The organism is Allobosea massiliensis (assembly GCF_042655245.1).
GTDB lineage: Bacteria > Pseudomonadota > Alphaproteobacteria > Rhizobiales > Beijerinckiaceae > Allobosea > Allobosea massiliensis.
In genome coordinates, this window is sequence record NZ_JBHSLU010000051.1 from 75,913 (window position 1) to 90,113 (window position 14,201).

Consider the following 14,201-nt stretch of genomic DNA (forward strand, 5'->3'; position numbering starts at 1 on the left):
AGATGGGACGCCTTTTGCTACACCTGCCAGCGCTCCCCGCAAAGCTGTGAGGACGAGAGCCTGCCCCGGTCCGGAAACCACGATTGGGCCGCGCGCTTTACAAGCGCCGGCTGTCGGCGTTTGCTGATCGGCAATGGCCGCCGCTCCGGGCCCGATCCCGGTGCAGGACAAGGCCGAGGCGTTCAGCGGTTGCGTGGTTTCGGAGGGGTGTGATGCGTCGTCTGTTCGGCCTGTTGGCCGCCTGTTTCCTGTCGCTCGTCGGCATCGCCTCGGCTGAAGCCGGTGTCGATGTCCGTGTCGACATCGCCGCCCAGCGCATCCAGGTCACCACCACGGACGGCGAGAGCTACAACTGGGCGATCTCCTCGGGCCGCAAGGGCTACCGCACACCCAACGGCGTCTATCGCCCGACCCGGCTGGAGAAGAACTGGTACTCGCGCAAATATGGCGGGGCGATGCCCCATGCCGTGTTCTTCCGCGGCGGCTATGCCATCCATGGCACGACCGCTGTCGGCGCGCTCGGGCGCCCGGCCTCCCATGGCTGCATCCGCCTGCACCCGGCCAACGCCGCCAAGCTCTTCGCCCTCGTGAAGAAGCACGGCGCCAGCCAGACGCGGATCGCGCTGAATGGTGCGGCGCCTGACAATCTCTCGCAATTCGCCAAGGCCTCGGGCGGTGGCAAGGCCAAGATCGCCACGGCCAAGAGCAAGAAGCCCGCTGCGGTCGCCCAGCAGCGCAAGGCGCCGAACTGGGATGCCGCCCGCGAGCAGATTCTGCTGCGGCCGGCCATTCCGGCCGGCGCCTATGGCTACCAGCCGACCAACCTGCAGCGCTATTACGAGACCGGCCCGCGCTGGCGCTGAGCCGCGCTCACAGCGCCTCGGGCACGATCCGCAGCCAGCCTTCCAGCGTCTCGCCGGGAGACAGCCGCGTGAGCGGAGCCGCCTCGCGCGCCGCCCTCTCGCTGGGGGAGCCGATCGCGTGGCTCTGCGGCTCGACGCAGAGGAAATCCGCCTCCGGCGGCGCCCAGACCACCGGGCAGCGCAGGCTCTCGCTGGCCGTCAGGGTGATGGCGAGCCCGGTCGAGGGCGTTTCGATCCGCGCCGTCCCGTCCCAGCCCAGGAAACTCCAGGCGACCTCCCCGCCCGTCGCAAAGACCGCGCCCTCCGCATAGGGGCCGCCGGCGTCGAGACCGCGCGAGCCGGTGGCACGATAGCCCTCGCCGCCGAACAGAAGCGCCCCGCGCGCCTTCATCCGCAGCCGCGTATCCGGCGCCGCGGGAAACCAGGGGTGATGACCCAGGCCGTAGGGTAGGGCCTGGTCCGCCTCGTTGGTGACCGCGAGTTTGACGGTCAGACCGGCCTCGTCGAGCACGATGTCCTGGGTTACCCGGTAGCGATACGGGTCGGGACCCGCCTCGCGCCGGTGTTCCAGAATGGTATGGCCGGCGGTATGATCGAGTAGGGCCCAGTCGGACTGCCAGCCAAAGCCATGGATGCAGTGTCCGCCGCCCAGCCTGTTGTCCGGTAGTGCGATGCGTTGCTCGCCATCGTCAATGAGGCTGTCGAAGGCGCAGTTGGCGAAGGGCACCATCGCCCAGCTTCCCATCTTGTTGGGGGCTGCGGTCGAAGGCGCGAGGCCCGGCGGGGCGCGCAAGAGGGGATGCAGGCGGCCATCCGGCCCCCGCCACTCCAGCCCGGCGATGATGCCGCCGATCTCCGGGTGGATGCGGGCGCTCAGCGGCCCCGCCTTCAGCTCCAGCATGGCGTCGTCCTTCAGCTGATCAGGGGGCGCAGCAGCGCCTGGAGCTGGCGCATGCCCGGCAGGAAGCGCTCCGCCATCTCCGCAGCCGAGCTGCGCTGGACCTGGCCGGAGAGGTTGAAGGCGGCCACCACCTCGCCGCGCGCGTTCATGAGGGGCATGGCGATGGAAATCAGGCCCAGTTCGAGTTCCTGGTCGACGATGCAGTAGCCCTGAGCCTGCACCCCGGCCAGGATCTCCGCCAGGCGGTCGGGGTCGGTCACGGTGTGGGGTGTCAGGGCACGGGGCTTACCCGCCAGAATGCGCGCCCGGGCGTCGGCGGGATCGCGCGCCGCCAGCAGCACGCGACCCATCGAGGTGCAGGAGGCCGGCAGCCGCGTGCCGACCGAGAGCCCGACGGACATGATCCGCCTCTGGGCCGAGCGCGCGATGTAGACGATCTCGTGCCCGTCGAGCAGCGAGGCCGACGAGGACTCATGGGTCTCCTCGGACAGGCGCTCCAGAAAGGGCTGGACGAGCTGGGGCAGGGCGGCCGAGGCTAGCCAGGCATGGCCGAGCCGCAGCACCCGCGGCGTCAGCGTGAAGAATTTTCCGTCGAAGCTGGCATAGCCGATCTTGGTCAGCGTCAGCAGGCAGCGCCGCGCGGCGGCCCGCGTCAAACCGGTCGCGCGCGCGACCTCGGCGATCGTCAGCTTGTCATGCGCGGCGTCGAAGCATTCGATCACCGCCAGCCCCTTTTCGAGGGCCGCCATATGGTCGCGGTCCGGCGCCTCCCCCGTCATCCTTGACCACCCGCCTGCCAGATCATAAAGTTCGATTATGAGAACGCTGTGCGATAAACGCACATGATGAGGAGATGTCAAGGTGGCGGAATTCGTCTCCCTCGCCCAGGGAATCGAGGCGGTCCTCAGCGATGGCTGTTCCGTCGCGATGGAGGGCTTCACCCATCTCATTCCGCATGCGGCGGGACACGAGGTAATTCGTCAGGGCAAGCGCCGTCTGACGCTGATCCGGATGACGCCGGACCTGATCTACGACCAGCTGATCGGCACCGGCTGCGCGGAAAAGCTGATCTTCTCCTGGGGCGGCAATCCCGGCGTCGGCTCGCTGCATCGCTTCCGGGACGCGGTCGAGAATGGCTGGCCGCACAAGCTGGAGATCGAGGAGCACAGCCACGCCGCCATGGCCAACGCCTATGAGGCGGGCGCGGCGAACCTGCCCTTCGCCGTCTTCCGCGGCTACAAGGGCGTCGATCTGCCCAGCGTCAACCCGCAGATTCGCTCGGTCACCTGCCCCTATACCGGCGAGGTGCTGGCGACGGTGCCTGCGATCCGCCCCGATGCCGCGATCATCCACGCGCTGAAGGCCGACCGTGAGGGCAATGTCCTGCTCGAGGGCATCGTCGGCGTGCAGAAGGAGGCGGTTCTGGCGGCGAAGCGCTCGCTCGTCACGGTCGAGGAGATCGTCGACGATTTCGGCCCGCGCAACGCCAATGCGGTGATCCTGCCCTCCTGGGCCGTCACGGCGATCGCGCATGTGCCGGGCGGTGCCTACCCGTCCTACGCCCATGGCTATTACAAGCGGGCCAACGATTTCTACATCGCCTGGGACAAGATCGCCCGCGAGCGTGAGACCTTCCTGGCCTGGATCAAGGACAACGTGCTGGACAAGGGGCCCGATGTCTTCGCCCGCCATGCGCAGGCCCGGAAGGAGGCAGCCTGATGAGCGCGACCCCCACCGAGATGATGACGATCGCGGCCGCGCGGCTGCTGACGAACCAGGATGTCTGCTTCGTCGGCATCGGCGCTCCCTCGGCCGCCTGCAACCTGGCCCGCCTCACCCATGCGCCCAAGATCACGCTGATCTACGAATCCGGAACGCTCTCGACGCGACCCAGCGTGCTGCCGCTCTCGATCGGCGACGGCGAGCTTTGCGACACGGCGCTGACCACCGTCGCGGTGCCCGAGATGTTCCGTTACTGGCTGCAGGGCGGGCGCATCACCATCGGCTTCCTCGGCGGCGCGCAGATCGACCGCTTCGCCAATCTCAACACCACCGTCGTCGGTCCTTATGATCAGCCCAAGGTCCGTCTGCCCGGCGGCGGCGGCGCGCCCGAGATCGCCAGCAATTGCGGCCAGATCTTCATCACCATGGCGATGGGCACCCGCGCCTTCGTCGACAGGCTGCCCTTCATCACCTCCTTCGGCCACGGCAAGAGCAAGGGGGACCGCGCCGCGCTCGGCCTGAAGACGAAGGGCCCGACCAAGGTCATCACCGATCTCTGCGTGCTCGAGCCAGATCCCGAGACCGCCGAACTCACCGTCGTCTCGCTGCATCCTGGCGTGACGCGCGAGCAGGTCCAGGCCGGTTGCGGCTGGGCGCTGCGCTTCGCGGCCGACGTCGCGGAAACGCCGGCGGCGACGGAGCAAGAACTGTCGGTGCTGCGCGATCTCCACACCCGCACCAAGCAAGCGCATGGGGTGGCGGCATGAGCCTGATCTATCCGCGCGAGAGCCTGGCCGCGCATCCGGCGAACGCCTCGCCCGCCTATGGCTCGACGGTGAAGCGCGCGCCGTCGAAGCCGCTGATCCTGCTGCCGCACACCCTCTCGGAGACGACCGGCCCGGTCTTCGGGCATTCGGCCGTGGCCGCGGGCGATTCGGACCTCACCCGCCAGCATGCAGGCGAGCCGCTGGGCGAACGCATCATCGTCTCGGGTCGTGTGCTCGACGAGGACGGCCGGCCGGTGCCGCATACGCTGATCGAGATCTGGCAAGCCAATGCGGCCGGGCGCTATGTCCATGTCCGCGATCAGCATCCGGCCCCGCTCGACCCCAACTTCACCGGGGCGGGCCGGGCCCTGACGGATGCGGAAGGGCGCTACCGTTTCGTCACGGTGAAGCCCGGCGCCTATCCCTGGCGCAACCACCACAATGCCTGGCGCCCGGCCCATATCCATTTCTCGCTCTTCGGGCCGAGCTTCCTGTCGCGGGTCATCACGCAGATGTATTTCCCGGGCGATCCGCTGTTCAAATACGATCCGATCTTCCAGTCGATCACCGACGCGCAGGTGCGCGAGCGCCTCGTCTCGCGCTTCGACCTCGCCACGACCGAGCCGGAATGGGCGCTCGGCTATCAGTTCGACATCGTCCTGCGCGGGCGCAACGCGACGCCGGTGGAGGAGCCGCATGAGCACTGATCCCCAGACAGTCGGGGCGCCGCTCGGCATCACGCCGTCGCAGACCATCGGCCCCTTCTTCGCCTATGCGCTGACGCCGCGCGCCTATGGCGGCAGCGAACTCGCGACCGGGACCATCGCGGCCGAGGGCGTTGCCGGCGAGCGCATCCGCATCGCCGGCACGGTCTATGACGGCGACGGCGTGCCGGTGGGAGACGCCATGCTCGAGAGCTGGCAGGCCGACGCGCAGGGCCGCTACAACGCCGTCGGCAATGCCGGCTTCACCGGTTTTGGCCGCGTGGAGACGACGGCCGAGGGCGCCTTCCAGATCGAGACCATTCGACCCGGCCCTGTCGCCTCCCCGGACGGGACGATGCAGGCGCCGCATCTTTCGCTCTCCGTCTTCGCCCGCGGCCTCCTCACCCGGCTGACGACGCGGATCTATTTCGAAGGTGAAGCGGCGAATTCGGCCGATCCGGTGCTGGCGCTGGTGCCCGCCGAGCGGCGCCAGACTCTCATCGCGACGCGCCAGCCCGATGGCAGCTTCCGCTTCGACATCCATCTGCAGGGCGAGAACGAGACGGTCTTTTTCGCGGCGTGAGGCTATTTCCCTCCCCCTTGTGGGGAGGGGTTAGGGGTGGGGGGCGTAAAGGGGGAGCGCCTCGCATTCATCGAGGCGTGAACGGTTGATCCAGCGCTTTTGGTGGTGCAACTGTCACCCGGTCGTTCGCCCCCCACCCCTGCCCCTCCCCACGAGGGGGAGGGGGTCCCGGAGCCTTCCCCCATGCCCAGACCCGTGATCGCGCTCGACTGGGGCACAACCCGCGCCCGCGCCTTTCTCATTTCGGAAACAGGAGAGGTTCTCGAGCGCCGCAGTGCCGACCAGGGCATCCAGTCGGTTCCCGCAGGTGGCTTCCCGGCCGCCTTCGAGGCCATCGCCGGCGACCTGCGCCGGATGGCGCCCGAGGCGCAAATCGTGCTGGCCGGCATGGTCGGCAGCCGCAATGGCTGGGTCGAGGCGGCTTATGTGCCGTGCCCCGCCTCGCCGGATGCCATTGCCGCGGCCGGACTGACGGTCGCGCTGGCCGACGGCACGCCTGCGCTCATCCTGCCCGGCCTCTCCTGCGATGAGGGTGCCTTCGACGTCATGCGCGGCGAAGAGACCCTGATCGTCGGGCTCGGGTTGGGGGACGGCATCGCCTGCCTGCCCGGCACGCATTCGAAATGGGCCCTCGTCGAGGGCGGACGGATCACCCGCTTCGCCAGCTTCATGACCGGCGAGATCTGGGGCCTGCTGCGGCAGAACTCGATCCTCTCCAGGCTCGCCGAAGAGCCGAGCGAGGAGGGGGCGCGGCTGGGCCTGGCGGCGGGCTTTGCCGCCGCGCGACGCCCGGGCGGCCTGCTCAACACCGCCTTCGCGGCCCGCTCAGAGGTGCTGGCCGGGCGCCTGCCGGGTTCGGCCGTCGGGCCCTATCTTTCGGCCCTGCTGGTCGGCCACGAGATCGCTGGTGCGCTGGCGTTGTCCGGGCGGCATGACACCGTCCATCTCGTCGCCGAGGGCGCCATGGCGGAGAGCTATGGTGCCGGCCTGGTCGCGGCGGGACTGACGGCGACCGTCACCACGCCGGAAGCCGCCTTCGTCGCCGGCATCCGTCGCCTCGCCGGAGCCATCGCGGCATGATCGTCGTCTTCGGTTCGCTCAATGTCGATCTGGTCACGCCGGTCGAGCGTCTGCCCGGCGCCGGCGAGACCGTCATCGGACCCTCCTACGCCCTCCATCCCGGCGGCAAGGGCGCCAACCAGGCGCTCGCCGCCCGCCGCGCCGGTGCCGAGGTGCGCCTCGTCGGCGCCGTCGGGACCGACGCTTTCGCCGACATCGCGCTTTCCTTGCTGGCGGCCGAGGGCGTCGACCTCGCCGAGGTCGCGCGGGTCGAGGCCCCGACCGGCGCCGCCTTCATCGCCGTCGATGCCGACGGTGCCAATCAGATCGTCGTCGCTGCGGGCGCCAATGTGGAGGCGAGCGCGACGCCCCTGGCGTCGCTGCCGCTCGGCGAGGGCGATATCCTGCTGCTCCAGCGCGAGGTGCCGGAGGCGGAATGCCTCAAGGCGGCACGGCGCATGAAGCAGGCCGGCGGCCGCGTCATCCTCAACCTCGCGCCAGCCGGGCCACCCGATCCCGCTCTGCTCGAATGCCTCGACATGCTCGTCGCCAACGAGCACGAGGCGCTGGTGCTGGCGCAGTCGCTGGGCTGGGGCGAGCGGGAGCCCGACGACATCGCCCGCCGCTGCGACGGGGAACTCGGCATCGCCTGCATCGTCACGCTCGGCGCCGAGGGCGTCGTCGGCTGGCATGGCGGAGTCCGCCGCCGGCTCGCAGCCCCCGCCATCAACGTGGTCGATACGGTCGCGGCGGGAGACAGCTTCACCGGCGCCTTCGCTGCGGCACTCGCCGCCGGCTACGGCTTCTCCGGCGCCCTGCAGCGGGGCCTCGCGGCCGGTTCGCTCGCCTGCACGGCGGCCGGGGCCCAGCCGAGCATCCCGCGCAAGGACGCGATTGAGGCTCTGGTCGGCCAGTCCTTCCTCTGAGAGGTTTTCCTCCAGTGCGTTTGCCGCGCCTTCGCATGGTCGCGGCAAGGCGGGGTTAAGGCTCTTCTCTCTCCGTCGATGCCGGGATGAGGATTGCGCCGCGCCCCGGCTTCCCCTTTCACCCTTCGGCAGGAACTGCGCCGCATCCTCTGAAGGATCGAGGGGAGAACGGCCGATGGGGCAGAATCCAGTCGTCTGGGCGCTCGGGATCGCGGCGATCGCATCGCTGGGCGCGGTGACCTTTGGTGGCAGATTGGCCAACGGGGTTGGGATGGGAGAAGCGCCCCGCGCTGCAAGCGTGACCGCGAGTCCGGCATTGAACCGGGCCAGCGAGCCGCCCGCCACGCCCTATCGCTCTGCCGAGCCGCCGACCCTGACAGTCGCGGCCGATTATCGCGGGCATTTCGTCGTTCACCCATCGATCGACAATTTCCGTGTCCAGATGCTCGTGGACACCGGCGCGAGCCTCGTCGCTCTGACGGCGCGGGATGCGAACGCTCTCGGCCTACGCCCCTCGCCCGGCGACTACAGGATGACGCTCAACACGGCCAACGGCACGGTGAAAGGGGCGCGCGTCACGTTGCGCGAGGTCCGCCTCGGCTCGATCCTGGTCCGGAATGTCGAGGCTGTCGTGTTGCCCGAAGGCGCGCTCTCGATGAGCTTGCTCGGCACATCCTTTCTCGCGAAGCTCAGGGGCTACGAGGTCCAGACCGGCCGTATGATCCTGCGCGGCTGAGCGGGCGGGTGCCTTTTCAAAAGAACGAGCCTGCCGGCGGCGGACCCGCTGGCAGGCTGATCGTGTCCTGATGCCGGCGATCCGGACGGATCAGCTGAAGCCGGGGCACATCGAGACGCCGGAGCGCTCGATCTGCTCGATGCTCGCGGTACCACCAGCCTTGCCCAAGCGCGGGCGCATATAGATCGGATCGCCGCCGATGGTGATGGCGCCGCCCTTGATGATCCAGCCGACGACGGGCGTGAAGTCGTAGCTCGCCTGCGCCATGACGATCGAGGTGTTGGGCAGGCGCAGATCGGCCGGGATGGCGACTGTGGTGCCGCGCGCGTATTTCGTCGAGTTGCGCTGCTCGCTCCAGCAGACCTTGGCGACCCCGGCGCTGTCGATGACGATGTGATGGACCGACATCTTCGGATTGGCGCTGGTGTACGGCATCATCACCGTCTGGGCCGCGTCGAAGATGTTGCTCATCTCGGTATCGGAGATTGTGGTGGACTGAGCGGTAAGGTCTGCGAGCGAGCGCGTCAGCTGCGTCACCTTGCGGTCGATCATCACGCCCTGGCCCGTCTCGACGATGCCGAAATAGATCGCCAGCATCGCCGGCAGGATCATCGCAAACTCGACCGCGGCGACGCCGCGGGCATCGCGGCGAAAACGTTGTGCGAGGTGCCGAACCGCCTTGCGGTTCGAAATGTTGTCGCAAGCGCGCGTCATCGGGGACCTCATGTCGCGGGCGCGTTGAAGGGCTCGGTCCGGAATGTCGTCGAGGCGACGATGCCGCGACGTCCTGAGCCGATGTTGACGAGGCTCGTGCTCCAGCTGGTGAAGTAGAGCGGATATTCGAGCACGGCCCGGACCACGACGATCTGCTGCGGCTGTGGCGCGGTGTAGCCGAAGCCGGTGGTGTTTAGCCCGCCGGCCGAGATGGGATTGGTGCCGTCGGTTCCGTTCTTGGCGTTGGCGAAGGAACTGTAGCTGCGGACGTCGATCACCAGCTTCGAACAGTCGACGAGCCCCGGCGCACTGGCGCAGACGTCGTTCTTGAACGCTTGCGTGTTGGTCGCCGCGTTACCGGTATACCGGGTCAGAGCCTCGCCGGTGAGCAGCCGGCGCGAGGTCTCCGAGACCGCTTCCTCAAGCACCTGGCTCGTCCAGAACATCAGCGCGGTTTCGACTATGGCGAGGAGCAGCGCGAAGAACGGGGCCGATATCATTGCGAATTCGACAGCGGTCGCACCGTCTTCCGAGCGGCGGAAGCGCGCGAACAGCCGCAGTCGCGCACGGCGCTGGGCCTGGGGCTTGCTTGCGGCGGTCGCTTCGGGGGCGATTGAGGAAGCGTCGGTCATGCCGTCCGGGTCCCGTTCTGGCGTCGCAGGTCGATGCCGCGACGGACCGGGCCGGCTTTCGCCCCTGGTCTCGTCGAATGCGGCATCGGTCAGATGACGCCTTCAATGTAAACGGCAAAGACTTGCCGATCCGTTAGACCGGCGGCATTCGCGGTCGAATCGCGGTTAGCGGGTCCTTAACCCTGTGCGGCCGTGTCTCAGCGCTTGCTCGCGCCCAGCGCCGCGCTATTCCGCGTGCTGGCCTGGGAACCGACCTCGCCGAAGTATTTCGGCGCGTCGCCGAGCTGGGCTGCCGGCTGGCAGACGGGCGTGCAGGAATAGCTCTCCCGTTCCAGCCCGCGCTGCACGGTCAGCACGGAATCGGAATCCGCGCCCACGCGCACGAGCGACTCCGCCAGGAGGGAGCCGGCTGCATCCAACGCGATCAGGTTGGTGACGCCGAAGCTCTTGCCGGTGACGATCATCACGCCGTTCTTCTGGACGGCGACATCCGCGATGGCGGGGTTGCCGACGATCACCGTCTGGGCCTTCTCCGGCAGCCGGACGACCTTGGCGTGGTCTACCTTGACGATCACGCTCTCGACTTTGCCGGCCGCTGGCGCCGCCCACACCGGCCCAGTCCCGACCGTCAGCGCGAACCCGGCGACGGCTGCTGCAAGCGCGGCGAAGCGCCCGGCGAGGCCGGGCCGATGGCGCCGAAGAGCGGCCGGAAGAGTGAACATCGCGCAGCCTCAAGATTTTCGTCCTGACAGCAAAGCGGAAAATGATGAATCAAACCCTAATCGCAGGCGGTCATCCCGGTTTAAGGGCGGGGACGGAGCGCTGCCGCAGGGACAGAGCTCTTGCGGGAGGGCATGGGCGAGCCCGGAGCTCCCCGAGAAAAGATCCGACGGACAGCAAAGCTTGCATTCAAAACGAGACGTTAACTGTCATAATCATGTATATATCAAATATAATCTATCGGGAATTGCTGAAATGTGATGTTAACCATCGCTCGAATGTCTGCCGGAACGGGCGAATTCTTCTTTCGCCTTAACCGGTCAGCAAGAGGGGCGGGGTAATGTCCATCTCGTCGCTGACCGAAGCCACATCAGAGCGAAGGCAGCCGTCAAACCGTGGTTCAAGAGGAGTTTCACATGACCAACGTTTTCGCTCGCTTCGTCAAGGATGAGTCCGGCGCCACCGCCATCGAGTACGGCCTGATCGCGGCGCTCGTCGCCGTCGTCTGCATCACCGCCCTGACGACGCTCGGCACCAACCTGAAGACGACCTTCACGAACGTCGGCGCCGAACTCGGCAAGGCCAAGTAAGGCCCCATCGCGTCCACCGATTCTCCTCGGGTCCACAAGCGGGACCCGAGCGAGAGCGGGGATCAGCTCGCTTCGAAAGGTTCTTCAATCATGACCAACGTTTTCGTTCGCTTCGTCGAGGATGAGTCCGGCGCCACCGCCATCGAGTACGGCCTGATCGCGGCGCTCGTCGCCGTCGTCTGCATCACCGCCCTGACGACGCTCGGCACCAACCTGAAGACGACCTTCACGAACGTCGGCGCCGAACTCGGCAAGGCCAAGTGATCCCAAGCGGATCGCATCCGCTCAGTGCGAGACGGAAGGCGCTTCAGACAGGATCTGGAGCGCCTTCGCGCATCAACCGCCCGCGCCCGGCCCATCTCTGTTCTCCCGGCGCCACCGGCGATCTAACCTCATTCCGCGGATCTCGGCCATGACACCCGCTCTCTTCATGATGATCGTCGTCTTCCCGGCCGCGATGGCCTATGCCGCAGCGAGCGATCTGGTCTCGATGACGATCTCGAACCGCCTCTGCCTCGTGCTCGTGGCGGCCTTTGTCGTCTGCACCGCGACGCTCGGCCTCGCCTGGAGCCAGATCGGCTGGCATCTGGCGGCGGGCGCGGTCGTCCTGCTCGTCTGCTTCGGCATGTTCGCGGCAGGCTGGATCGGCGGCGGCGACGCCAAGCTGGCGGCCGTCACCGCCCTCTGGTTTGGCTTCGAGCAGCTGATGCCCTACCTCGCCATCGCCGGCCTCGCCGGAGGCGTCCTGACGCTCGCCCTCGTGCAGCTGCGCGCCAATCCGCTGCCGGCGCCCGTCGTTCGCTGGTCCTGGGTGAGGCGCCTCCATTCGCCCAAGGAGGGGGTTCCCTACGGCATCGCCCTCGCCTTTGCCGCGCTGCTGGTGCTGCCCGAGACCTCGCTCTGGCGGGCCTCGATCGGGCTCTGAGCGGCCGCGCCGCCCGGCTACCCTTGGCCGCACCCCAAAAAAGATACGTCCGATTAACCATAAGTTGACGATTCCAGCCGCACGATCCTCGCCGAGCGCCAACTGGGTTTGGCCGAGGGTCAGTCGCTATGAGTCCCGCCCGTATTGTCATTCTTCTGGTCGCATTGGTCGCCGGCATCGGCGCCGCCATGCTGATCGGCAATCCATCGCCGGCGCCGGCGCCGGTCGCCCGGATTGAGCCGGCGCCCACGGTGCCCGTGCTCGTCGCCGCGGCGGACATCCCCGTCGGCAACGTCGTCGCAACCGCCGATCTGCGCTGGCTCGACTGGCCGCTCGCGAGCGTTCCGGCCGGCGTCATCCGGAAAGACGAAGCCCCGCAGGCCGAACAGGAGCTGACGGGCCAGGTCGCACGCTACGGCATGCTCGCCGCCGAACCGATCCGCCGCGAGAAGTTGATCAAGACCGACGGCACCGGCTTCCTCTCGGCCATCCTGCCCTCCGGCATGCGAGCGGTGGCCATCTCCACCGACAGCCGCGGCGCCAACACGGCCGGCGGCTTCATTCTCCCAAATGATCGGGTCGACGTCGTCGTGACGGTAAAGGGCCCGTCGGTGGAGGGCGAAGGCGACGCCTTCCTCAGCGAGACGATCCTGCGCAACCTGCGGGTTCTCGCCATCGGCCAGAACGTCCAGGAGCGAAACGGCGAGAAGGTCGTCGTCGGCGAGACCGCGACGCTCGAAGTCGAGCCGGGCCAGGCCGAGACGCTGTTCCGCGCCCAGAAGATGGGTACGCTGTCGCTCTCGCTGCGCAGCCTGAAGGATGCCGGGCAGGTGGTCGCTGGCCCGACCGCCGAGGGCGCCATGACCATCGTCAAATACGGCGTTACCATGAGGAGTGCGAACCAGTGATCCGGGACCGTCTCCTCCTCCCCGCCGTCCTGACCCTGGTGCTTGCCGGGCCGGTCCTGGCTCAGAACACCGGCCAGGCGCCCGTCCTGAACGTCGGCACCAGCGAACACGCCATCTCGCGCAAGATCGACCTCTCGATCGGTCGTTCGCTGATCCTCGACCTGCCGCGCGATGCCAAGGAGGTCTTTGTCGCCAACCCGAAGGTCGCCAACGCGGTCGTCCGGTCGGCCCGCAAGCTCTTCATCATCGGCATCGCCGATGGCCAGACCTCGATCTTCGTCATCGACGGCGAGGGCCGGCAGATCACCTCCCTCGAAATCGAGGTCGGTCGCGATCTCAACGTGCTGCGCCAGACCCTGCGCAGCGCGATGCCGAGGGCCCAGATCGAGGTGAAGCCGGCAGGCAACTCGATCCTGCTCGTCGGCAATGTCGCCAACGCTTCGGAAGCCACGCAGGCCGTCGACATCGCCAACGCCTTCGTCGGGACCACGTCAGGCCTCTTCTCCTCGTCCAAGGGCGCCGTCATCAACTCCCTGACGATCCGCGGCCGCGACCAGGTCATGGTCAAGGTCGTCGTCTCCGAGGTCTCGCGCAAGGCGATCAAGCAGCTCGGCATCAACTCGACCGGTGAGTGGAAGCTCGGCAACTTCTCGATCACGCCGACGCTCGACAATCCTCTGCCGCTGCAGCCGCAGGCGCTCGCCGCGACTGCGGTCACCGCAGGCATCGGCAATTCGACGAACTTCACCCTGCGCGCGCTCGAGCGCGCCGGCCTCTCGCGCGTCCTCGCCGAGCCGACCGTCACCGCCATTTCGGGCGAGAGCGCGAAGTTCACCGCCGGCGGCGAGGTTCCGGTCCCTAGCGGTTACTCCTGCGACGGCACCGGCCTCTGTACGCTCGGCATACAGTACCGACCGATTGGCGTCGCTCTCAACTTCACGCCGATCGTCCTATCGGACAACAAGATCAGCATGCGCATCGCTACCGAGGTGACGGAGCTCGACTTCGAGAACCAGCTCCGCCTGAGCGATACGCGCAACAGCAGCCAGCAGGTCGTCAACGCGCCGGCGTTCCGCGTCCGCAAATCCGACACGACAGTTGAACTGCCATCTGGCGGTACGCTGGCGACGGCCGGCCTGATCCAGCGTGTCTCCCGATCCTCGCTAAACGGCTTTCCGGGCCTGATGAACCTGCCCGTGATCGGCGTGCTGTTCCGCTCGCGCGACTACCAGCGTGAAGAAACCGAGCTAATGATCACGGCGACACCCTATATCGCCAAGCCGATGGAGCCGAACCAGGTGCAGCGCCCCGACGACGGCTTCGTCGATGCGCATGACGCCCAAGCCGTGCTGCTCGGACGACTGAACAAGATCTACGGCACGAATGGCGGGCCCGCTCCGCAGGCCTACAAGGGCCGCGTCGGCTTCATCGCCGACTGAGGCCGAGGCGTG

General features: G+C 67.7%; 18 protein-coding genes. 13 read left to right on the plus strand and 5 right to left on the minus strand.

Translation table 11 applies throughout. The annotated features are described in order from the left end of the window. Positions 1–212: 212 nt before the first annotated feature. Positions 213–863 carry a L,D-transpeptidase gene (locus ACFPN9_RS16645; protein ID WP_082737663.1) on the plus strand — a complete coding sequence of 217 codons (651 nt, stop codon included), beginning with the start codon at positions 213–215 and terminating at the stop codon, positions 861–863. Between the two features lie 7 nt (positions 864–870). Here the strand turns inward: ACFPN9_RS16645 and ACFPN9_RS16650 are convergent, their stop codons facing one another. Further along, entirely contained in the window at positions 871–1,764 is an 894-nt protein-coding gene (locus tag ACFPN9_RS16650) for an aldose epimerase family protein (RefSeq protein WP_066717772.1), read from the minus strand. An 11-nt stretch (positions 1,765–1,775) separates the two neighbouring features. Beyond that, the gene (locus ACFPN9_RS16655) at positions 1,776–2,513 is read right to left on the minus strand and encodes an IclR family transcriptional regulator domain-containing protein (protein ID WP_197426532.1); all 738 of its coding nucleotides are present in this window, start codon (positions 2,511–2,513) and stop codon (positions 1,776–1,778) included. A 112-nt stretch (positions 2,514–2,625) separates the two neighbouring features. Between ACFPN9_RS16655 and ACFPN9_RS16660 the strand changes: the two genes are divergently transcribed. The 7 genes from ACFPN9_RS16660 (at position 2,626) to ACFPN9_RS16690 (ending at position 8,261) form a co-directional block, all read left to right on the plus strand. Further along, the gene (locus ACFPN9_RS16660; RefSeq protein WP_377817260.1) at positions 2,626–3,483 is read left to right on the plus strand and encodes a CoA transferase subunit A; all 858 of its coding nucleotides are present in this window, start codon (positions 2,626–2,628) and stop codon (positions 3,481–3,483) included. Continuing rightward, the gene (locus ACFPN9_RS16665) at positions 3,480–4,253 is read left to right on the plus strand and encodes a CoA-transferase subunit beta (protein ID WP_197426533.1); all 774 of its coding nucleotides are present in this window, start codon (positions 3,480–3,482) and stop codon (positions 4,251–4,253) included. Before ACFPN9_RS16660 ends, ACFPN9_RS16665 begins: the two co-directional genes overlap by 4 nt. Continuing rightward, the gene (pcaH, locus tag ACFPN9_RS16670) at positions 4,250–4,960 is read left to right on the plus strand and encodes a protocatechuate 3,4-dioxygenase subunit beta (protein ID WP_066717784.1); all 711 of its coding nucleotides are present in this window, start codon (positions 4,250–4,252) and stop codon (positions 4,958–4,960) included. Before ACFPN9_RS16665 ends, pcaH begins: the two co-directional genes overlap by 4 nt. Continuing rightward, entirely contained in the window at positions 4,950–5,540 is a 591-nt protein-coding gene (gene pcaG / locus ACFPN9_RS16675; protein ID WP_066717786.1) for a protocatechuate 3,4-dioxygenase subunit alpha, read from the plus strand. Before pcaH ends, pcaG begins: the two co-directional genes overlap by 11 nt. 183 nt (positions 5,541–5,723) lie before the next feature. Further along, entirely contained in the window at positions 5,724–6,620 is an 897-nt protein-coding gene (locus ACFPN9_RS16680; protein ID WP_066734107.1) for a 2-dehydro-3-deoxygalactonokinase, read from the plus strand. Then, positions 6,617–7,525, plus strand: a complete 909-nt coding sequence (locus ACFPN9_RS16685; protein WP_066734101.1) for a ribokinase — start codon at positions 6,617–6,619, stop codon at positions 7,523–7,525. The genes ACFPN9_RS16680 and ACFPN9_RS16685 overlap by 4 nt, the downstream gene beginning before the upstream one ends. 175 nt (positions 7,526–7,700) lie before the next feature. Further along, on the plus strand, positions 7,701–8,261 hold the full coding sequence (locus tag ACFPN9_RS16690; RefSeq protein WP_067254526.1) for a retropepsin-like aspartic protease family protein: 561 nt from the start codon (positions 7,701–7,703) through the stop codon (positions 8,259–8,261). Positions 8,262–8,351: 90 nt separating this feature from the next. Here ACFPN9_RS16690 and ACFPN9_RS16695 read toward each other — a convergent pair whose 3' ends face one another. The 3 genes from ACFPN9_RS16695 to ACFPN9_RS16705 form a co-directional block, all read right to left on the minus strand. After that, positions 8,352–8,975: a TadE/TadG family type IV pilus assembly protein gene (locus tag ACFPN9_RS16695; RefSeq protein WP_066734091.1), complete on the minus strand. Its 624-nt coding sequence runs from the start codon at positions 8,973–8,975 to the stop codon at positions 8,352–8,354. An 8-nt stretch (positions 8,976–8,983) separates the two neighbouring features. Further along, the gene (locus tag ACFPN9_RS16700) at positions 8,984–9,607 is read right to left on the minus strand and encodes a TadE/TadG family type IV pilus assembly protein (RefSeq protein WP_066734087.1); all 624 of its coding nucleotides are present in this window, start codon (positions 9,605–9,607) and stop codon (positions 8,984–8,986) included. A gap of 197 nt (positions 9,608–9,804) precedes the next feature. Next, positions 9,805–10,329 carry a pilus assembly protein N-terminal domain-containing protein gene (locus tag ACFPN9_RS16705; RefSeq protein ID WP_082734941.1) on the minus strand — a complete coding sequence of 175 codons (525 nt, stop codon included), beginning with the start codon at positions 10,327–10,329 and terminating at the stop codon, positions 9,805–9,807. 414 nt (positions 10,330–10,743) lie between these two features. Between ACFPN9_RS16705 and ACFPN9_RS16710 the strand changes: the two genes are divergently transcribed. From ACFPN9_RS16710 to ACFPN9_RS16730, 5 genes are all read left to right on the plus strand, one after another. Beyond that, positions 10,744–10,917, plus strand: a complete 174-nt coding sequence (locus ACFPN9_RS16710) for a Flp family type IVb pilin (RefSeq protein WP_082733071.1) — start codon at positions 10,744–10,746, stop codon at positions 10,915–10,917. 90 nt (positions 10,918–11,007) lie between these two features. Further along, positions 11,008–11,181 (plus strand): Flp family type IVb pilin, encoded by a 174-nt coding sequence (locus ACFPN9_RS16715; RefSeq protein WP_082753366.1) that lies wholly within the window; start codon positions 11,008–11,010, stop codon positions 11,179–11,181. Between the two features lie 148 nt (positions 11,182–11,329). Next, a complete protein-coding gene (locus tag ACFPN9_RS16720) occupies positions 11,330–11,842 on the plus strand; it encodes an A24 family peptidase (RefSeq protein ID WP_066719344.1) in 513 nt (170 codons plus the stop codon). A gap of 128 nt (positions 11,843–11,970) precedes the next feature. After that, entirely contained in the window at positions 11,971–12,750 is a 780-nt protein-coding gene (gene cpaB / locus ACFPN9_RS16725; RefSeq protein ID WP_066719347.1) for a Flp pilus assembly protein CpaB, read from the plus strand. Next, positions 12,747–14,189, plus strand: a complete 1,443-nt coding sequence (locus tag ACFPN9_RS16730) for a type II and III secretion system protein family protein (RefSeq protein ID WP_066719350.1) — start codon at positions 12,747–12,749, stop codon at positions 14,187–14,189. Before cpaB ends, ACFPN9_RS16730 begins: the two co-directional genes overlap by 4 nt. Positions 14,190–14,201 lie beyond the last annotated feature (12 nt).